Origin of the sequence: Xenorhabdus bakwenae (genome assembly GCF_030272115.1) — a bacterium.
Taxonomy (GTDB): Bacteria; Pseudomonadota; Gammaproteobacteria; order Enterobacterales; family Enterobacteriaceae; genus Xenorhabdus; species Xenorhabdus bakwenae.
The window spans coordinates 1291287-1312598 of sequence record NZ_CP119194.1 but is presented as its reverse complement, the minus strand read 5'-3'; the positions used below and the strand labels follow the sequence as shown (position 1 = coordinate 1312598).

The 21312-nt window shown below is 42.4% G+C and carries 16 protein-coding genes and 4 pseudogenes; 18 read left to right on the top strand and 2 right to left on the bottom strand.

Going from position 1 to position 21312, the window contains the following annotated elements:
• Positions 1-210 precede the first annotated feature (210 nt).
• Positions 211-1365, top strand: a pseudogene (locus PXH59_RS06965) (ISAs1 family transposase).
• A pseudogene (locus tag PXH59_RS06960) lies at positions 1366-2317 on the top strand (P-type ATPase actuator domain-containing protein); the annotation flags it as partial.
• A 3-nt stretch (positions 2318-2320) separates the two neighbouring features.
• On the opposite strand, the gene PXH59_RS06955 reads toward PXH59_RS06960, so the two are convergent.
• Positions 2321-3027 (bottom strand): IS1 family transposase gene (locus PXH59_RS06955; protein WP_285808308.1). Its coding sequence is split into 2 segments (ribosomal slippage): positions 2321-2778 and positions 2778-3027, totalling 708 coding nucleotides; the frame shifts between segments, so codons are not numbered across the junction.
• Positions 3028-3107: 80 nt separating this feature from the next.
• On the opposite strand from PXH59_RS06955, the pseudogene mgtA reads away from it, so the two are divergent.
• The 15 genes and pseudogenes from mgtA to PXH59_RS06880 all read left to right on the top strand — a co-directional run.
• Positions 3108-4616 (top strand): annotated as a pseudogene (gene mgtA / locus PXH59_RS06950) (magnesium-translocating P-type ATPase); the annotation flags it as partial.
• Positions 4617-6176: 1560 nt separating this feature from the next.
• Positions 6177-6527, top strand: a complete 351-nt coding sequence (gene flhD / locus PXH59_RS06945; RefSeq protein ID WP_285810935.1) for a flagellar transcriptional regulator FlhD — start codon at positions 6177-6179, stop codon at positions 6525-6527.
• 2 nt (positions 6528-6529) lie between these two features.
• Complete coding sequence (gene flhC / locus PXH59_RS06940) at positions 6530-7111, top strand: flagellar transcriptional regulator FlhC (protein ID WP_047771157.1); 582 nt, start codon at positions 6530-6532, stop codon at positions 7109-7111.
• Positions 7112-7245: 134 nt separating this feature from the next.
• A complete protein-coding gene (motA, locus tag PXH59_RS06935; RefSeq protein ID WP_047771156.1) occupies positions 7246-8127 on the top strand; it encodes a flagellar motor stator protein MotA in 882 nt (293 codons plus the stop codon).
• A 2-nt stretch (positions 8128-8129) separates the two neighbouring features.
• On the top strand, positions 8130-9143 hold the full coding sequence (gene motB / locus PXH59_RS06930) for a flagellar motor protein MotB (RefSeq protein WP_285810934.1): 1014 nt from the start codon (positions 8130-8132) through the stop codon (positions 9141-9143).
• Positions 9144-9149: 6 nt separating this feature from the next.
• A complete protein-coding gene (locus PXH59_RS20225) occupies positions 9150-9392 on the top strand; it encodes an Hpt domain-containing protein (protein WP_285810933.1) in 243 nt (80 codons plus the stop codon).
• Positions 9347-11383, top strand: coding sequence for a chemotaxis protein CheA (gene cheA, locus PXH59_RS06920; protein ID WP_285810932.1), 2037 nt, complete (start codon positions 9347-9349; stop codon positions 11381-11383). The genes PXH59_RS20225 and cheA overlap by 46 nt, the downstream gene beginning before the upstream one ends.
• Positions 11384-11387: 4 nt before the next feature.
• Positions 11388-11885, top strand: a complete 498-nt coding sequence (gene cheW / locus PXH59_RS06915; protein ID WP_047771153.1) for a chemotaxis protein CheW — start codon at positions 11388-11390, stop codon at positions 11883-11885.
• A gap of 178 nt (positions 11886-12063) precedes the next feature.
• Positions 12064-13756, top strand: a pseudogene (locus PXH59_RS06910) (methyl-accepting chemotaxis protein).
• 55 nt (positions 13757-13811) lie between these two features.
• The gene (locus tag PXH59_RS06905) at positions 13812-15443 is read left to right on the top strand and encodes a methyl-accepting chemotaxis protein (RefSeq protein WP_047771151.1); all 1632 of its coding nucleotides are present in this window, start codon (positions 13812-13814) and stop codon (positions 15441-15443) included.
• A 6-nt stretch (positions 15444-15449) separates the two neighbouring features.
• On the top strand, positions 15450-16337 hold the full coding sequence (gene cheR, locus PXH59_RS06900) for a protein-glutamate O-methyltransferase CheR (protein WP_285810930.1): 888 nt from the start codon (positions 15450-15452) through the stop codon (positions 16335-16337).
• Positions 16330-17382 carry a protein-glutamate methylesterase/protein-glutamine glutaminase gene (locus PXH59_RS06895; RefSeq protein WP_047771149.1) on the top strand — a complete coding sequence of 351 codons (1053 nt, stop codon included), beginning with the start codon at positions 16330-16332 and terminating at the stop codon, positions 17380-17382. Before cheR ends, PXH59_RS06895 begins: the two co-directional genes overlap by 8 nt.
• 80 nt (positions 17383-17462) lie before the next feature.
• Positions 17463-17852 (top strand): chemotaxis response regulator CheY, encoded by a 390-nt coding sequence (cheY, locus tag PXH59_RS06890; RefSeq protein ID WP_047771148.1) that lies wholly within the window; start codon positions 17463-17465, stop codon positions 17850-17852.
• A 9-nt stretch (positions 17853-17861) separates the two neighbouring features.
• A complete protein-coding gene (gene cheZ / locus PXH59_RS06885) occupies positions 17862-18518 on the top strand; it encodes a protein phosphatase CheZ (RefSeq protein WP_047771147.1) in 657 nt (218 codons plus the stop codon).
• A gap of 64 nt (positions 18519-18582) precedes the next feature.
• On the top strand, positions 18583-18795 hold the full coding sequence (locus tag PXH59_RS06880; protein ID WP_047771146.1) for a hypothetical protein: 213 nt from the start codon (positions 18583-18585) through the stop codon (positions 18793-18795).
• Between the two features lie 168 nt (positions 18796-18963).
• On the opposite strand, the gene PXH59_RS06875 is transcribed toward PXH59_RS06880, so the two are convergent.
• Entirely contained in the window at positions 18964-19527 is a 564-nt protein-coding gene (locus PXH59_RS06875; protein WP_285810929.1) for a recombinase family protein, read from the bottom strand.
• A gap of 312 nt (positions 19528-19839) precedes the next feature.
• Between PXH59_RS06875 and PXH59_RS06870 the strand changes: the two genes are divergently transcribed.
• Positions 19840-21216 carry an alanine/glycine:cation symporter family protein gene (locus tag PXH59_RS06870; RefSeq protein ID WP_047770680.1) on the top strand — a complete coding sequence of 459 codons (1377 nt, stop codon included), beginning with the start codon at positions 19840-19842 and terminating at the stop codon, positions 21214-21216.
• Positions 21217-21312 lie beyond the last annotated feature (96 nt).

Here is a 21312-nt window from a genome sequence, read left to right as displayed (position 1 = left end):
CCCTGCTGCGCGGGAAAATATAACACGCATCTTGAAGTTGGATTGGTATAAATGGTTATAGTTTACACCTAAGCCGTTAAAATACATATTACCTGATTCGTATTGCGGGCGAACATCAGGGCGAGAGCGTGAACTTTTTGTTAAAAAATTTCAGGTTTGACGAATAAGAAAAAATATAATTTCATACTTCTTTTTTCGGGAAGTATTCTTATGAGTATCGATACTTTTTCTCGGTATTTCAGTACATTAACAGACCCCCGCCAGTCGTCTAAGATCAGTTATCCTTTGTTTGATGTCCTTTTTCTGTCGATTACAGCCATCATCGCCGGTGCAGAAGGATGGGAAGATATTGAAGATTTCGGCGAAACGTACCTGAACTGGTATCAAGAAAAACCCCTTTTTCCTAATGGAATACCGGGACATGATGCTATCGCTCGCCTGATTTCTCGGCTCAATCCCGTTGAGTTTCAGCACTGTTTTATTCATTGGGTTCAATGGGTTAACGAACGCTCAGAAGGGAACATTATCGCCATTGACGGAAAAACGTTGCGGGGAACTTATGATGGCAAGAATCGGCAGTCGATGCTCCACATGGTGAGTGCGTTTGCCACCCAGAACGGCGTAGTGATGGGACAACTGAAGACAGACAAAAAGTCCAATGAAATCACTGCGATCCCAAAATTACTCCGCTTGCTGGATATCACAGATTGCCTGATAACAATTGATGCGATGGGATGCCAAACGAAGATTGCGGAACAAATTGTGCAGCAGGAAGGTGACAATCTTCTGGCGGTGAAAGGGGATCAGGAGACGTTGTAGCGCGCGGTTAAGAAGGCGTTGTCAGCCCAAGTTTCTGCCGTGAGTCATGTCGAACATATCACGATAGAACAAGGACATGGTCGTATAGAAGCCCGTGAATATCATGTGTTACCCGCCCAAGCGCTGTCTCAACAATTTCCAGAATGGAAAAACTTAAAAACTGTGGGCGTGGCAATTGGATATCGAATTGATAATAAAGGAAAAGAATCGCTTGATTATCGTTATTACATCAGTTCAGCGGAACTGAGCACCGACAAATTTGCCGCCGCTGTCAGGGGACACTGGGGGATCGAAACCCGCTTACATTGGGTTCTTGATGTCACGATGGGAGAAGATGCTTGCCTTATCCACCGGGAAGAATCGGCTGAAATATTGGGATGTATGCGTCACATCAGTGTCAATATGTTGCGGGCAGAGACAACCAAAAAAACCAGTATTCGGCTAAAACAACGGCTTGTGAGCATGGATATTAACTATTTGGATAAGGTATTAGTTGCAGGGTTTAAGGCGTTGGGCAAGAAGAGAATATTCACGCTCTTGCCCTGATTTATTTATGTATTGCTATTATTATCTGCTATCAGTTTTTGTACTGAATATTTGTTGCCCTCACTCAACGGAGAAGAAACAGAGCTTACGGGTGTCATTATTATTCTAATAATGGTTACATTAAGTGGATTACTTCGTTTTTGGCAGGAATATCGAACAAATAAGGCATCGGAAGCCTTGAAATCAATGGTGAATACAACAGCAACCGTTTTGAGACGCCCTTCTGATAAGACTAAATCACAGAAAAAAGAAATTCCAATCAAGCATCTGGTTCCGGGAGATATTGTTTATTTATCTGCCGGAGACATGATCCCAGCAGATCTGTACTTAACCGAATCCAGAGATTTATTTATCAGCCAGGCAATTTTGACGGGAGAAGCGATCCCTGTCGAAAAATATGACACGATGGCTCATGTGAGTGCCAAGACAGCCCGTTCTGATAATGTATCTGAAACAGAGTTACTTGAATTTTCTAATGTCTGTTTAATGGGAACCAATGTAACCAGTGGTACTGCGACGGCGGTGGTTGTAGCGACAGGAAAGCAAACTTACTTTGGTTCACTGGCAAAATCTATCGTAGGAACACGAGCACAAACCGCCTTTGATCATGGCGTTAATAGTGTTAGCTGGCTATTGATCCGTTTTATGTTGGTTATGGTGCCGATTGTATTGTTAATCAATGGATTAACAAAAGGAGATTGGTTTGACGCGGCGTTGTTCGCACTGGCGGTTGCTGTTGGCTTAACACCTCATGATTGTCAGTTCCAATTTGGCAAAAGGGGCTATTGCTATGTCAAAGAAAAAGGTCATTGTCAAACGACTCAATGCAAGCCGGAACTTTGGGGCAATGGACATATTATGTACGGACAAAACAGGATCGCTAAAGCAAGATAAAATTATTCTCCAGCACTATTTAGATACAGAAGGCAAGGAAGATGGGTCATGCACCCAATAGTTAGATAACCTTTGGAAGATAGTATTCACGCTCAATGAAAGTGCCTATCACTTTGTCATGCATTTCTTCGGATTTGGAATAACAGATCGTTTTCCGATTCAGTCTCTTGATGCGAGTACGTAAGGTCAGATTGGTTCTTTCGATACGTTGAGTAAATTTCTTCCCTCTAAAGTGTTTTTCCTCAGAAAGGCAATCGTAAACGGCATAATTATCGGTACAGAAAAATTGAATTTCGAAAGGAGCCAGAAGTGCCAGCAATTTGCTCAGTGTTTTCCTGCTGCGATCCCCCAATACGTGCGCGATTATTTGCTTTTGCTCCGGTTCCCAGGCATACCAAAGCCAGCGCTGATTCTTCTTGTTACCGACAAAAGACCATTGTTCATCAATTTCGCAGATAATATGAATATTATTTGCGGCCAGCGGCAGTGTAGTTACCTGTCTGGGTTCGAGTTTTTTAGGGTACGAAGAACGGTGTTGATACCCACCTTCAGGACACGAGCGGTGTCTCTGATACCGCCATTATTCGCAGCCATATCCACAATCTGATCTTTCATTCCGGGTTTGCAGGCTTGGTAGGTGTAATTCAGTTGAAAGGTTTTACGGCAGGCATAACAGTGATAACGCTGATGTCCGCTGCTTCCTTTTCCATGCCCTTTGACCTCTTCCGCTTTGTGACAGTAACGACAAACCACATCAACTTTAGCCATATCTCACCAGTAATAAAAAGTGGGGAGTTTACTACAACAATCTAATGATTGGGAGCATGACCAAGGAAGATGCTTCTATACTCCACTGGGCTTGGTTAAACAGTTTTCATCAAAGTGGCACCAAAAACGTAATGGATCAAGCCATTGTTAGGTATGGCTGCGATAATTCAGACCTTAATTTCCTCCGCAGCTACAGAAAAATTGATGAGTTACCGTTTGATTTTGTTAGGCGCAGATTGTCAATTTCTATACAGGATTTGTCTAATAATTATCAATTAGTTTGCAAAGGAGCCGCAGAGGAAATGCTATCAGTTTGCTCCTATATAAGGATAAAAGAGAAAATTATTTCTCTAACTGAAGAAAGCCGCAACAATGTAATGGAATTAGTTAGCAGTTATAACGAACAAGGTTTCAGAGTGTTAATCTTAGCGACTCGGAAGTTAAGTCACGATGAAGTGAAACATCCACTTTCTGTTGCGGATGAAAAGGAGATGGCATTACAAGGGTTATTAACATTTTTAGATCCACCAAAAGAAAGTGCTGCAATGGCAATTGCAACATTAAGGGAAAATGGTGTTTCGATTAAGGTGCTTACCGGAGATAATCCTGTTGTTACGGCTAGAATTTGCCGAGATGTGGATTTAGATTCTGGAAATATTCTTATTGGCCCTGATATTGAACTCATGAGTGATGAAAACCTTTCAAAAGAAGTGGAATTAAGATCAGTCTTTTGTAAGTTAGTCCCTCTGCAAAAATCACGCATTTTAAAATCATTGCAAAATAATGGACATACCGTTGGTTTTCTTGGTGATGGAATAAATGATGCGCCGGCATTACGGGATGCCGATGTTGGAATTTCAGTTGATACAGGGACGGATATCGCAAAAGAATCAGCCGAATCATCCTGCTTGAGAAGAATTTGATGGTTTTGGAAGAGGGGGGTAATTAAGGGAAGGGAAACGTTTGGGAATATCATCAAGTATTTAAATATGACGGCTAGTTCAAATTTTGGAAATGTATTTTCTGTATTAGTTGCCAGTGCATTTATTCCATTTTTACCGATGTTAGCCATTCATTTGCTTGTACAAAACCTAATGTACGATATTTCTCAACTGTCTTTGCCGTGGGACAAAATGGATAAGGAGTTTCTGAAAAAACCTCGTAAATGGGATGCAAAGAATATAGGGCGTTTTATGCTCTGGATTGGTCCTACGTCATCTATCTTCGACATCACGACTTACGCTGTGATATGGTATGTATTTGCAGCTAACAGTATAGAACATCAAACATTATTTCAATCGGGGTGGTTTGTGGAAGGATTGCTATCACAGACCTTAGTTGTACATATGTTGCGCACACAAAAAATTCCTTTTGTGCAAAGTACGGCAGCGCTCCCTGTTTTATTAACGGCATTAATAATAATGGTACTTGGTGTTTACATTCCATTCTCTGCATTTGATAACCTGATTGGGTTACATCCACTACCGTGGGAATATTTTCCATGGTTAATTGGGACATTAATAAGCTACTGTATCATTGCTCAAATGATGAAGCGGTTTTACATTCATCGATTTGGTGGATGGTTGTAAATAATTCTCATTAAATAATATCTTATTCTGTGTGGGTTAAGGGAGTCATTCATACGGAATATATAACATTATGACTCTCATCATGACGAATTTTTACAAATATTTAGAATGGGTCTTGATGTTATTCTTTAAAAACGAACTACCTATCACAACACAAATGAATTTAAGGAAACAATAACGTTATATTTTCCTGTTATTTTTTTTATTTGAAACCGACAAATTAATCTATCTATTACTATTTATTCACAAGGTTAAATGGGATGAATTGCCTTTTTATATTTGTGTTTACATCTGGTTTTATTTGTTTTTATTCTAATTCTTTATTCGTCTTTTAATTAGTCTTTATGTGATAATATGCTGTTGCCAAATTTGCATTTGGGAATGATTTTATATTTATATTCCTTGTTATTTAAGTAAATTAATTTTTGATCAATAAGCTATCTTGTTTGAGAATTTAACTGCTGATTTCCCCGCGTTGAAAAACCTTATAAAACATTTATCATTCTTATCATTTTTGTTATGGATGTGAAAATTATTGATTAATTTTTATTATCAATTGTGCGTGTGAGCTGGCTAAAGAGGGGGAATAATCAACAAGGGGTTCTGAGTGAAATTTATGTCACAAGCAGGCGGTATATGTATTAATTTTGTTTAGTAAAATTTATTTATTATAGTGGTAAAAAATATCCTTGACAGATTGCAGAGGGAATTGAATTTTGTTTAATTAGCAAAGCGTTGCTAGTTGAGTTTACAGGGGATGACGATGCAGATGTTTTTTTATTTCAATATCATACTGTATTTTATCTTATTTTTGTGATCTGTGTGATGTTTGCGCCCAAAGCGGGGTGTGTGTATTTTTTGTTCTGTTTGAAAATGGTACGAACATAAACTAAAAATGATCATACTGATAGCTTTTTAATAACTAGTATTCACATTTAATTAATAAATTTGGCATGACTATGATCTCAATCAAGTTATAGTGGAAGATGAATGCCTGGCGACATTATCAAGAAGCAAATTTTATTATAATATTGCTAATTTAACTAAAGGAAAGATTTTTTATCGTTATTTTGGATTTATAAGTTTAATAGATCGTATAAAACAAAAAACGCTCCCTAATGTTTTTATTTAAATAATTTAACTTATTAATTGTAGACTATTTCTCGTTTTTTTTTCTTGAATAGTTAATGAGCTAGAATCATAATAAAAAGTGCCAGTTTTGTGATCTGTATCACATAGTATTTAAAATGACATATATTCTCCGTTGTATAAGTTGATGATTCAGGAGTAAAGTTAATTAGCATTAAGAATATTCTTAATCAATTGTGGCAAGTGCATTACTCAGATGACGCAATAATACTTTTACAACCCATTACCGAAATATTTTAGAAATTGGGCGATCCCAAGAGTAATACAAAGGACAGTTACTGCTCTGGCTAAAGATGTATATTTCAGTTATGTCGGAGATTATTGAATCTCATGCTACTGGTAATTTTGTCGTGAGTGATTCTTTGATCACTTAATTTGATTTTTTCATGTAATCGGACGGGATATATAGAAATGAGTACGGTTGAATTGCTCAAACATATTTATGACATAAATTTATCGTATTTGCTTTTGGCACAACGGCTAATTAACCATGAGAAAGCATCTGCGATGTTCCGTTTAGGTATTAGTGAATCGATGGCTGATACGTTGGCCTCGCTGACATTGCCTCAGTTAGTAAAATTAGCTGAAACAAACCAACTGATTTGCCATTTTCGGTTTGAAGACCACGAAACCGTACAGCAGTTAACGAAAGAATCGCGGGTGGACGATCTGCAACAAATTCATACGGGTATCTTACTGTCTACTCATCTTTTTCAGCAGTTATCCGCCCGGGATGACACCTCAATCAAGAAAAGAGCGTAAAGATGGTTGAAAAAAGTATTGTTCAGGAAGCGAAAGATATTCAGCTGGCAATGGAACTCATCACTTTAGGCGCGCGATTGCAGATGCTTGAAAGTGAAACACAACTAAGTAGAGGCCGATTGATCCGGTTGTATAAAGAGCTGCGGGGAAGCCCTCCGCCTAAAGGGATGCTCCCCTTTTCGACGGATTGGTTTATGACTTGGGAACAGAATATTCATTCGTCAATGTTCTACAATGCTTACCGTTTTCTGTTGAAAAGTGGACATTGTGAAGGTGTAGAGGCTGTTGTCAAAGCTTATCGTTTATATCTTGAGCAATGTCCTCCGGCGAGTGAAGAAGCGCCTGTTCTGGCATTAACCAGAGCTTGGACATTGGTGCGTTTTGTTGACAGCGGGATGTTACAGCCAACACAATGTCGCTGCTGTGGTGGAACTTTTATCACACACGCTCACCAGCCGGTAAATAGCTTTGTTTGTAGTCTTTGCCAGCCCCCTTCACGGGCAGTAAAAAAACGTAAACTTTCCTCTCAACCTGCCGATACTAATTCACAACTGCTGGATGGATTTGCTCAGCAAGCTGTGTGAATTTAAATGGGAAAGTAAAATTCAGGTTACAGGTTTGATTATAAACTCTGTAACCTGTCGTCATACTCTTCTTCATTTATCGATTCTCCCTGTTCAGATCCCATCTGCTCACCAACTTAGCTAAAGGATATCGCGTGTTAGTACTTTTAGGATATATCGTGGTTTTTGGTGCGGTAATTGGTGGCTACCTACTTGTCGGTGGTCACATGGGCGCACTTTATCAGCCAGCGGAATTTTTGATTATTGCAGGTGCGGGAATCGGCGCTTTTATCGTGGGCAATAATGGCAAGGCGATAAAGGCAACACTGCGTGTTTTACCAAAAATATTACGTAGATCAAAATACAACAAAGCGATGTATATGGACCTTATGGCATTGCAGTTTCGTCTGTTGTCCAAATCTCGCCAGAACGGGCTGCTGGCTTTGGAGCGAGATATTGAAAATCCACACCAAAGCGACATTTTCACCCAGTATCCTCGTTTGTTAAAAGATCAGTATTTGATGGATTTTATTACTGATTATATGCGCCTGATCATCAGCGGTAACATGAATCCTCATGAAATTGAAGCCTTGATGGATGAAGAAATTGAGACTTACGAACAAGAAAGTGAAGTACCTGCGACCAGTTTGGCATTAGTCGGGGATTCGCTGCCTGCATTCGGAATTGTTGCGGCTGTCATGGGGGTTGTTCACGCACTGGGAGCTGCGGATCGTCCGGCAGGAGAATTGGGTGCGTTGATCGCACATGCAATGGTGGGAACATTCCTTGGGATCTTATTGTCTTATGGTTTCGTTTCCCCACTGGCAACACTCCTTCGTCAACGCAGCAGTGAGCAGGTTAAAATGATGCAATGCATCAAGGTGACACTGCTTTCCAGTTTGCATGGTTATGCACCACAAATTGCAGTTGAATTCGGTCGTAAAACGTTATTCCTCACAGATCGTCCTTCATTCACAGAACTGGAAGAACATGTTCGTCGGGTTAAATCCCCTGTACAACAAGAAGTTGAAGAATAATTATGAGAGCGAATAATGTTTCCGTCATCAGAATAAAAAAGCGTAAAAAACATGATGCGAGCCATGTCGGTGGGTCATGGAAGATTGCTTATGCTGATTTTATGACGGCAATGATGGCATTTTTTCTGGTTATGTGGTTGATATCGATAGCCAGTCCACAGGAATTAACCAGCATTGCTGAGTATTTCCGTACTCCTTTAAAGGTAGCGATTAATCAGGGACAGAAAAGCAGCGATAGCACCAACCCGATCCCCGGGGGAGGGGATGATATCGTCCAACAAGATGGGGAAGTTTTCCGTCAATCTAATATAGTTGAAGCGAAAGAAGAAACTCGTCGCTTAAATCGATTACGCCAGCAACTTGATCAATTGATTATTACCGATCCTCGCCTTAAAGAGCTGCGTCCTCATCTATTGATTGACATGATGGAGGAAGGTTTACGTATTCAGATTATCGATCGAGAAAACCGCCCGATGTTCATGATTGGCAGTTCTAAAGTCGAAAGTTACATGAGCGATATCTTGCGGGCAATTGCGCCGATCTTGAACGATATTCCGAACAAAATCAGTCTTTCTGGTCATACCGATAATTTACAGTATGCTAACGGTCAGTGGGGTTACAGTAACTGGGAGCTTTCTTCCGAGCGCGCCAATGCATCAAGGCGTGAATTGCTGATAGGGGGTCTGGATGGCACCAAGGTCCTGCGAGTTGTGGGTATGGCATCTACTGTTAGTATGCAGAAAGATATCGATCCTAATGCGCCGGTTAACCGTCGTATCAGCATTATTGTACTCAATAAAGATGCAGAAAAAAGGATTGAGCAGGAAAACAGTGGCGGTAACGCCCTGATCGCTAACAATAGTATGGATATGCAAGAAGTCATCAGAATGGATTCAAATGAGGGAGCGGCTGTTCAGCAATCCACCGAACAATCCCATGTGATCATAAAACATGAAATCGCAAAATCGGAACAGCTATCGGCTGAACCGCTGAGTGATAACAAGATGACAGAGTAAGTAACGATGGATATTACCGCGTTTTATCAGACTTTCTTTGATGAAGCAGATGAACTATTGGCTGATATGGAGCAGCATTTATTGCTACTCGATGCCGATGAGCCTGATCATGAGCAGCTAAATGCAATATTTCGCAGCGCCCACTCCATTAAGGGGGGGCTGCGACTTTTGGTTTTACCCGTCTGCAACAGACCACGCATGTTTTGGAAAATCTGCTCGATAGCGCCAGACGTGATGAAATACGTTTGACCATTGACATTATCAACCTGTTTTTAGAAGCGAAAGATATTATGCAGCAACAATTGGATGCCTATAAAAGTTCTCAGGAGCCGGATGAAGACACATTCAATTATATCTGCGAGACACTGCGTCAGCTTGCATTAGAACTACAGCAAGGGCAGCAGGAAAAAGAATTTTTTGCAGCAACACCTGAGATGCAGACTGAACTTGTCACGGAAGCCGTTGTAAATGAAATTGAGGAAAAACAGACAGTAGCATCGGTTCAGTCCGAAGATAATCAGCCAGAAGAGAGGCATACTTCAGCAGACAAACCCAATCATGGACAGATCCGTGTTCATTTATCTGGATTGAAAGAACGCGAAGTCAGTTTAATGAAGGATGAATTGAGGCATCTTGGTGAGATTTATGATGTAGAACAGACTACCAACAGCCTTGAAGCCTCATTGATCACATCTGCGACAGAAGATGATATTACGGCTGTATTGTGTTTTGTGATTGAGCCTGAGCAAATCACTTTTTTACCAACAAATGAGCCTCAGTCAAAAGGTGCGGACACTGAAACAGAACAAGATGCAGGAGTAGTAAAAGGTGATGCTGTCGATGCCATAGTAAAAACGGATACGGTAAAAACTGCGGCAGAAAATAGTACAACAGACAGCAATACAGCAAAAGATACGCCTACAACAAATACGATAATTACAAATAATCCACAGCCGGATGATGCTCCGAAAAAAACAGATGTACGTGAAGTTGGGCGTCCGGCGCCACGCCCGGCAGCAGGATCGCCACGCCAACGTGCGGAATCATCCAGTATTCGTGTTGCCGTAGAAAAAGTTGATCAGCTTATCAATTTAGTGGGTGAATTGGTTATTACCCAATCTATGCTGGCCCAACATTGTAACGGTCTGGAACCGACCAAACACAGTGAATTGTTGAGCTGTATGGCCCAATTGCAGCGAAATTCCCGTGACTTGCAAGAATCTGTCATGTCAATTCGCATGATGCCGATGGAATACGTTTTTAGCCGTTATCCGCGTTTAGTACGGGATTTGGCTGGAAAACTCAATAAAAAAGTGGAATTGACACTCATTGGCAGTTCGACAGAACTGGATAAGAGTTTAATTGAACGGATTATCGATCCTCTCACCCACCTGGTACGTAACAGTCTTGATCATGGTATTGAAAGCCCAGAAAACCGGCTTGCAGCGGGTAAACCTGAAACGGGTAATTTGACTCTGGCGGCTGAACATCAAGGTGGAAATATCTGTATTGAAGTTATTGATGATGGTGCGGGTCTGAACCGTGAAAAGATCTTAGCAAAAGCACAATCTCAGGGCTTAAGCGTCAGTGAAAATATGAGTAACGAAGAAGTGGCTATGCTGATTTTTGCTCCCGGCTTCTCTACCGCAGAAGTAGTCACTGATGTTTCTGGTCGTGGTGTTGGCATGGATGTGGTCAAACGCAATATTCAGGATATGGGCGGGCAAATTCAGATTAACTTCCAGTCAGGAAAGGGCACTGTCATTCGCATTTTGCTGCCACTGACATTAGCGATACTGGATGGCATGTCGGTGAGAGTCAATGAGGAAGTTTTCATCCTGCCACTGAGTGCCGTAGTGAGTTCATTGCAACCACAAGAGGAAGATATTTATCCATTGGCGGGTGATGAAAAATTATTACTGGTACGTGGGGAATATTTACCTCTGCTTGAACTGTATCGGATATTCGATATCCCTAATGGAATCACTGATCCAACGAAAGGCATTGCTGTTATTGTGCAGAGTGCCGGACGTCGTTATGCCTTGCTGGTGGATAAACTGGTGGGGCAACATCAAGTTGTTGTTAAAAATATTGAGAGCAATTACCGCAAAGTATCGGGTATTTCGGCGGCCACCATTATGGGGGATGGTAGCGTTGCGCTTATCATCGATATTCCTGCTTTGCAAAAACTTAACCACGAACAATTGGCACAGCGCAAAACGTTTCACACTAAAAGGTAACATCATGTCGGCCATAGAAGAATTAAATAAATTATCGGGGGAAACGACCGGAAAGGAATATCTGGTTTTCACCCTGGGTGATGAAGAGTATGGAATTGAGATATTAAAGGTGCAGGAAATTCGCGGCTATGACCAGGTTACCCGCATTGCAAATACACCTGCTTTTATAAAGGGGATTACGAACCTGCGTGGGGTGATTGTTCCTATCATCGATTTGAGGATCAAATTCTCACAGGAAGATGTCACCTATAACGACAACACTGTTGTGATTGTCCTGAATTTGCTTAACCGTGTTGTTGGGATTGTGGTTGATGGTGTGTCTGACGTGCTGTCCCTGAAAGATGATCAAATTTGTCCTGCGCCAGAATTTGCGGTCACTTTATCAACAGAGTATCTAACGGGGCTGGGTTCGATTGATGAACGGATGCTGATTCTGGTTGATATCGAAAAGCTTCTCAATAGTGAAGAAATGGCATTGGTTGATTCAGTCGCTAAAAGTTGATGTAAAGATTGATGTTTTGGGGCTACTGCAATAAAAAACAGCTGCCCCTTTGTTTTAGATCAAAAAAATACCGTAAAAAATCAATTTTTAGAATTATACGTAAAGTTCCCTTTTAATGTGCCGATAACTATCTGTAATTCCAAAAATCGGCATAGAAATTTAGTAAAAAAGGGAAGTTATGTTTAACCGAATGAAAATAGTGACGGGATTAATCTCAGTCATCATATTGTTTGGTGCTTTGCAACTTATCTCCGGGGGATTGTTCTTCAAAGGGTTGAAGAATGATATAAAAGCCTTTGATTTAATAGATAAAATGCGAGAGCAGCAAATCTATTTGGATGAGAGCTGGGTTAACCTGCTGCAAGCCCGCAATAACCTTAACCGTGTTGGCATCATGTACATGATGAAAAATCGCGGTGTTGAAGGTAGTTATAAAATTGATGGTGCTCTGGCGGAAGCCAAGGCTAATATTGCCCGTGCTGAACGGCTCTTCGAGAAATATGAACAGACTGAAAAACTGTCTTTTTATGACCAAGCACATCTTCAACGTCTAAAACAGACTCACAATGACTATCTTAATGCGCTGAAAGAGTTAGATAACATGCTAGCGCATGACAAATTTGAAGCGTTTTTTCTCCATAAAACGACAGATTATCAGAACGCGTTTAATGTGGAATTTAACTTTTATCTTTCCCAAAGCACAAAATTTTATGACCAGGTGGCAGAAGAAGCTGACCAAACTTACAGCAATATCGTTGCTTCATTGATCTTTGTGATGGCGCTGCTGGTTGTAGTCATGGGAATAAGCTGGATTGGCTTACGTAAGACATTGATCGATCCGCTACACAAGCTGCTGGATAATATCAGGGCCTTCTCAAGAGGGGACTTGACTCAGGCGATCACGGTAACTGGCAATAATGAAATGGGCATGTTAGCCGTTGGCTTGAGACACATGCAGGAAGAATTGATCAATACGGTCAGAAGTGTTCATCAAAGTACCGAAACCATTTATACCGGCACCAGCGAAATTGCCGCAGGCAACAACGATCTTTCTTCCCGTACTGAACAGCAAGTGGCTTCGTTAGAAGAAACGGCGGCCAGTATGGAACAGTTGACTGCGACAGTAAAACAGAATGCTGATAATGCCCGTCAAGCCAGTAACTTGGCTGACAACGCCTCTGAGATCGCCCGTCAGGGCGGTAAAGTGGTGGCCAATGTTGTTCAGACCATGCATGAAATCGCGGACAGTTCCCGCAAGATCTCTGATATCACTGGCGTCATTGATGCCATTGCTTTCCAAACCAATATTCTCGCCCTTAACGCTGCCGTGGAGGCTGCCCGTGCCGGTGAACATGGCCGTGGTTTTGCCGTGGTTGCTGGTGAAGTGCGCAATCTGGCACAGCGCAGTGCAGAAGCGGCTAAAGAGATCAAAGCGTTAATCGAAGACTCGGTAAATCGCACAGATACGGGTTCTATACAGGTAGAAAGTGCGGGTGAAACCATGAACAAAATTGTCGATTCTGTTACCCGTGTGACTGACATTATGGGCGAAATTGCATCGGCTTCTGATGAACAAAGTCGGGGGATCACACAAGTCGGCGTCGCTATTTCCGAAATGGACAGAGTTACACAGCAAAATGCGTCATTGGTTGAGCAATCCGCCGCCGCCGCCGCCGCATTGGAAGAACAAGCCAGGATATTGACCAAAGCAGTTGCGATGTTCCAGTTAACGGAGCAGGCAGAAAGGAAGCAGCCTGAAAAAAGAAAACATGAAGTTTTATCGATGACTCCTCCAGCTAATAAAACGAATCCTCCCATGCTGAAAAAAAGACAGTAATGCGGAAGACCCCTCTAATTGGGAAACATTCTAAAAAATAATAGCGATAACCACGGCTGCATAATGCAGCCGTTAAACGAGGTGATTACATGTTAGGCAAGCTTCGCATATCAACCAGTTTATATCTGTTACTGATGATGTTTTGTGTTATGCAAATTATTTCGAGTGGTTTGTCTCTGGGAATAATTCATACAGACCAGACATATATCGAAAGAATTGATCTGGGTACTCAGCGGAGAGATACCCTTGGATTGAGTTGGTCGGCATTGTTGCAAACGCGTAATACTTTGAACAAAATCGCAATAGCCCAGAGAGTGGGGCAGCCACAAACGCAGATAGAGACAATGGAGGCGTTACTCAAAGGCTCAATGAATGACGCAGACCGGAATTTTGCCAAATTCAGTTCACTGCCCCGGATGGAACAAACTGATCATGGCGCCGCTTTATTAACTGCGGTTGAACATTCTTATCAAGAATATATCAACGCATTAAAAGAGCTAAAAACTTATCTGTATGAAGGTAATTTTCAGGCCTTCCTTGATCAACCTACAGAAGATTACCAGCGTAAAATGGAAATTGCATTTAACAATTACATGCAATTTCTCGGCGCGAACATTAACTCAGCAGTTTCTGAGGGAAAATTTTACTACAAAGTATCCATTGCCATGTTTTTTGGTGCCGTCTTGATGGTATTTATTGTTTCAGTCGCCGCTAATTGGTGGATGAAACGTAACCTGCTCAGACCGTTTTCGAATATGAGAACTTGTTTCCAGGATGTAGCGCAAGGGCGTTTGGATAAGGAAATTGCCGTGTTCACCGATGATGAGATTGGTGATATTTTCCGCAAACTGCGGGACATGCAGGCATCATTAGTCAAATCCATTGCTGCTGTGCGTGAGAATACCAACCAGATGTACTCTGGCATTCAAGAGATCTCTCAGGGTAATACGGACTTATCTTCACGTACAGAGCAACAGGCCGCATCATTAGAAGAAACGGCTGCCAGTATGGAAGAGTTGACGGTTACCGTGAAACAGAACGCAGAAAATGCACGTCAAGCCAGCGAACTGGCAACATCTGCTTCTCAGACCGCTTCAAAAGGTGGTGAGTTGACCACAAGTGTCGTGGCAACTATGGATGAAATTGCCAAAAGTTCGAAGAAAATCAGCGCCATTATCAGTGTTATTGATGGCATTGCTTTCCAGACCAATATCTTGGCGCTGAATGCTGCCGTTGAAGCGGCACGTGCCGGCGAACAGGGACGCGGATTCTCTGTCGTCGCCGGTGAAGTACGTGACTTGGCACAACGTAGCGCCGAAGCGGCGAAAGAAATCAAAACCTTAATTGATGAATCTGTCCATCGTGTTAACCAGGGTTCAGAATTGGTGAATAATGCGGGACAAACGATGGATGAGCTGGTTAGGTCGGTGAACCAGGTAACTGATTTAATGGCTGAAATTGCTGCTGCCTCTGATGAACAGAGCCGTGGCATTCATCAAGTTGCTCAAGCCGTCAGTCAGATGGATCAAGTCACCCAGCAAAATGCTGCATTGGTGGAACAGTCTGCCGCTGCCGCCGCTGCCCTTGAAGACAAGGCGGACATGTTGGTAAAAACTGTTGCGCAATTTGAACTGCCCGACAATTTGGAAGATGAGTACGATCATCAAGCGACCGCTACATCAAACATGACTGATGAGCATGTTGTAAATCAACTACGCTGAGGTCAGATGAAAGCCAATTCAATAGCTTCAGATACTGAAGCTACTGCACCGCTGAACTTTATGCTTCAGCGACATGCTTTGTCGGATGCGCAATTTGGGCGCATCTGCCAGTTTATCTATCAAAGGGCTGGCATAGTACTGGCAAAAAGTAAACGTGAGATGGTATACAACCGTTTAGTCAGGCGGCTTCGTGTATTAGGACTTAATGATTTTGGTCAATATCTGTCAATTCTGGAGCAAGACAGTCACAGCAAAGAATGGGAATCTTTTATTAATGCATTGACCACCAATCTCACTGCATTTTTCAGGGAAGTTCATCATTTTCCTATTCTGGCCGCTCATGCCAGCGGGAAAAATGGCGGAACATACCGTGTTTGGAGTGCTGCCGCTTCAACCGGGGAGGAGCCATATTCTATTGCAATGACCTTGTGTGATGCACTGGGGCATCGGTCAAATCGGATAAAAATTATTGGCAGCGATATTGATACCAGTGTGCTGGAAAAAGCCAGGCAGGGTATTTATCGACTGGAAGAATTACAGTGTCTGAGTGAAAGCCAAAAGAAAAAATATTTTTTCAAAGGGGTTGGACGCTTTGAAGGATATGCACGGGTTCGTCCTTTACTGGCTGAAATGGTGAGCTTTCAGCATTTGAACCTACTGGATTCTGATTGGGCACTCGAAGGTAAATTTGATGCGATATTCTGCCGTAATGTTATGATTTATTTTGACAAAAAGACACAGGAAAGGATCTTGCGCCGTTTTGTCACTTTCTTAAAACCGGATGGTTTGCTCTTTGCAGGGCATTCCGAAAACGTCACTCAAATCAGCCGAGAGTTCTACTTGCAAGGACATACCGTTTACGGGGTCAATCGGGCAAGGAGGGGTCATGAATAAAATAACTGTTCTTTGTGTGGATGATTCGGCGTTAATGCGTCAAATCATGCGGGAAATTATCAATAGTCACCCTGATATGGAAGTTGTGGATTGTGCGCCGGATCCATTCGTTGCCCGTGATTTAATCAAAAAGCACAATCCGCAGGTATTAACACTGGATGTTGAAATGCCACGTATGGATGGCATTGATTTTTTGGAAAAATTGATGCGGTTACGTCCTATGCCTGTTGTGATGGTTTCTTCTCTGACTGCAAAAGGTTCGGAAATTACATTAAAGGCATTGGAACTGGGGGCTGTGGACTTTGTGACTAAGCCACAATTGGGTATCCGTGAAGGTATGTTAGCTTATAGCGAACTGATTGCCGAAAAAATCCGTGCCGCAGCCCAGGCTAAAATCAGTCCTGTGGAACCGATATCTATAAGTACCGCACCACTGAATTTCAAACCACTATTATCCAGTGAAAAACTCATCGCAGTAGGGGCATCGACAGGAGGAACAGAAGCAATCAAAAACCTGCTGCAACCCCTGCCGATCACCAGTCCGGCTTTATTAATTACTCAACATATGCCTCCGGGTTTTACCCGTTCTTTTGCACAACGACTTAATAAACTGAGTCAGATCACGGTAAAAGAAGCTGAGGATGGGGAACGTGTCCTGCCGGGACATGCCTACATTGCACCTGGCGATCGTCATATGGAACTTTGCCGCAGTGGTGCCAATTATCAAATCATGATAACGCATACCCAGCCAGTTAATCGCCATCGTCCTTCTGTTGATGTTCTCTTTCGTTCCGTTGCTAAATCTGCCGGGCGCAATGCGGTAGGCGTTATTTTAACTGGCATGGGTAATGATGGCGCGGCGGGCTTGTTGGAAATGAAGCAGGCAGGGGCTTACACATTGGCACAAAGCGAAAAAAGTTGTGTCGTATTTGGCATGCCACGTGCCGCGATCCAGTTAGGGGCGGTAGATGAAATCATGGATTTGCAAAAAATCAGTAAAACGATGCTGGCCAAAATCAGTGCGGGGCAATCGGTTCGTATTTAGTCGTTGTATTTGGTAGTTGTATTTGATGTTAATTTTTGCAGCGCTGTGCTGCTGGATAAGTGAAATTCCAAGGAGTTTTTATGGCAAGTAAGGATCTGAGATTTTTGGTCGTCGATGATTTTTCAACTATGCGTCGAATTGTGCGTAATCTACTGAAAGAGTTGGGGTTCAACAATGTAGATGAAGCACAGGATGGGGCAGAAGCGTTGACTAAACTCCGCACTGCCGAATTTGATTTTGTGATTTCTGACTGGAACATGCCAAATATTGATGGCCTTGAGTTGTTGAAAACGATTCGCAATGAAGAAAAGCTGGCCGCTTTACCTGTCCTGATGGTAACGGCGGAGGCAAAAAAAGAGAATATTATTGCAGCAGCACAAGCCGGCGCTAGCGGTTATGTTGTGAAACCGTTTACTGCGGCTATTTTGGAAGAGAAACTCAATAAAATATTTGAAAAATTGGGGCTCTAAGGAGACAAAATGAGTGAAAATCCAGTCATGCCGAGAAGTGAGGCGATTTCAACCAGTGAAATAATCAGCCGGATTGGGCAGTTAACCAGAATGCTGCGCGATAGTTTACGTGAGCTGGGATTGGATCAAACTATCGCTCAGGCGGCTGAAGCGATCCCAGATGCGAGAGAGCGATTAAATTACGTTGTTCAAATGACAGCACAAGCGGCTGAAAGGGTGTTGAACTGCGTTGAAGTCGCACAGCCTCGTCAGAACGAATTGGAATCGTCTGCAAAAGCCTTGAGCCAACGTTGGGATGAATGGTTTGCAAATCCGAAAAATTTAGCGCTGCCCGATGCCCGCTCACTGGTAACGGACACGAGAAACTATCTGAATCTCGTCCCTGATCATACTTCATTTACCAACACCCAATTGCTTGAGATTATGATGGCGCAAGACTTTCAGGATCTGACCGGGCAGGTAATTAAACGGATGATGGAAGTTATTCAGGAGCTGGAAAAACAGTTGGTTATGGTATTAATGGAAAATATGCCTTCTGACCAGATGGCTAAAGCGAAAAAAGAGAACGATAGTCTTCTTAACGGCCCTCAGGTTAACCAGAATGGTGCTGGCGTTATTACCAATCAGGAACAGGTCGATGATTTGTTAGATAGTTTAGGTTTTTGATAACGCGTGTCATTGTTTTAACAACGAACAGAACTTTATATTTTGGTGCGCTTGGGTGAGCCGGATGGCTGGCCCAAACGCCTGCTCCGATGGCATTAATTCAGGTTATGCAGAGGAAAGCATTGTGGCGTTGATTGATAAAGTCATTAAGTTAAAAGATTCATTGGTTTCTTACCGTCAGGAATTGCCAGAAAATCCGCAAAATAACAAAAAACCAATTGTCTATTGTATTGGGATTAACCATAGACATAAAAGCGTATCTTACTCAAATAGATAAAGACACACTGGTTATTGGATTAAACAGTGATACATTGATCCCGCCTTATCGGGTACGTGAAGTTCATAAAAACATTAACAACAGTACATATAAAGCTATTAACAGTGGTCACGCAGTACACATTGAAAAACCCACAGAGTGGGTGAGTTTGATAAAAGATTTTATAAGCTAATTCATTACCTTACCTACAGGTAAATACTTATAAATTGTTGACAACGAGACATTGTAAATAATCGACAACTGCTTTCGGCTGTGCCCTTTATTGAGTAATCTGGCGGCTTGTTGTCGATTTTCCTCGGTAAATACCACCGGTCGTCCACCAATTCGCCCTTGTTCCCGTGCTGCGGCTAGACCTGCATTGGTTCTTTCCACAATCAGTTCACGTTCCATTTCTGCCAGTGCACTCATCACATGGAAGAAAAACCGTCCCATTGCTGTACTGGTATCAATACTGTCGGTCAGGCTTTGAAAGTGAATACCACGTTCATGCAATTCTGAAATCAGTGTGACCAGATTCTTCACACTACGCCCTAGTCTATCCAACTTCCAAACCACCAGCGTATCGCCAGACTTGAGATGTTTTAAGGCGCGTTTTAGCCCCGGACGATTAGCCGTCTTCCCGCTGATCTTGTCTTCAAAGATCAGCTCACAGTGAATGCTGACTAACGCATTTCTTTGCAAATCGCTATTTTGGTCATTTGTTGACACTCGGATGTAACCAACTCTTGCCACAGATAGTCCTTTAGTTACCCTGGAACTATTTTAAAGTAAATAATACGCATTTATTTGCTATAAAAAACCTTTAATTTATTTAATGTCGAGATAAAAATTTAATTATGGGGGGAGATATAAGAATAAGGATGTAAGAAGAATTATTATTCATAAGATTGATAAAGAATAACCTTAACGAGTGACTCAACTCACAGTATCCATTTTTTCTTGCCAAAGATACTCAATTAATCCTCGCTTATTTTCCCAAAATGCTCTTTATTTAATTGAAATTATTTTGTTGCCAACTTGTTAAGTTAAATGCCGAGGGTGTATATGGAATTAATTACACAGTGGTTAAGTACGCTAAACGGGGTAGTATGGGGTGTTCCCATGCTAGTTGGGCTTTTGGGGATTGGGATCTTCATGCAAATCCGCTTGTCCTTCCTGCCGATCCGTAAACTCGGCACAGGATTCAAATTACTCTTTCAAAAAAATGAACAACGGGGTGAAGGTCAAATCTCACCTTTTAACGCACTCATGACAGCCTTGTCAGCGACAATCGGAACCGGAAACATCGCAGGTGTGGCGACAGCCATTGTGATGGGCGGGCCGGGAGCCATGTTCTGGATGTGGATGACCGCATTGGTGGGTATGGCAACGAAATATTCGGAAGCAGTACTGGCGGTACGTTTCCGTGAAACCGATAAAAACGGTAATTACGTTGGCGGCCCGATGTATTACATCAAAAATGGCTTGGGAAAAAAGTGGATTTGGCTGGGAACTCTCTTTGCCTTCTTTGGCAGTATTGCGGGTTTTGGTATCGGCAATACGGTACAAGCCAACTCTGTCGCTGACGTATTACAAAGTAACTTTGGGATTGAAAAAACCATAACGGCCGGTATTTTGGTCGTTTTGGTTGGTGCCGTGTTAATTGGCGGTATCAAACGCATTTCTGATGTGGCAGGTAAATTAGTGCCTGTGATGACGGTTGGTTACTTTGGGGCAGGGGTTATTGTTTTGGCACTCAATTTTACCGCTATTCCCGATGCATTTGCTTTAATCATTAAATCCGCTTTTACTCCCGTTGCGGCACAGGGGGGATTTGCTGGTGCCGCAGTTTGGGCGGCGATCCGTTTTGGTATTGCCCGTGGTGTATTCTCTAACGAAGCGGGCATGGGAAGTGCACCTATTGCCCACGCAGCGGCAAAAACCCAAAACCCCATTCGTCAGGGTTTAATTGCCATGCTGGGAACCTTTATTGATACGATCGTCGTCTGCTCCGTGACGGGCTTGACCATTGTTATTACCGGTGGGTGGCTGACAGGTCAAACAGGCGCAACACTGACCGCCGCTTCCTTCTCAGCCGTGATCCCGGGAGGCAACTATATCGTTGCTGTTGCCCTGGCTATTTTCGCCTTTACAACCATTTTGGGGTGGAGTTTTTACGGTGAGAAATGTATCCAATATTTATTGGGTCCAAAAGCGATAGTACCTTTTCGTATCGCCTGGATTATTGCGTTGCCGATTGGTGCTACTCAGTCGTTAACCTTTGTCTGGTTGCTGGCGGATACCCTTAATGCCATGATGGCGATCCCCAACCTGATAGCCATTGCCTTTCTCAGTCCGGTTGTTTATCGTCTGACGAAAGATCATATTCGTGATGTTAATGCCGATAGTATTGATATCAAGGCACCCGTTAAAACGGATTGAAAAACGCGTTGAGATGGCTGATAGCAGCCATCTCAATTCAAGACCGTTATCATAATGCCTCAAATACCCCCGCAAATTTTGCAGTGTTCCCGCCAT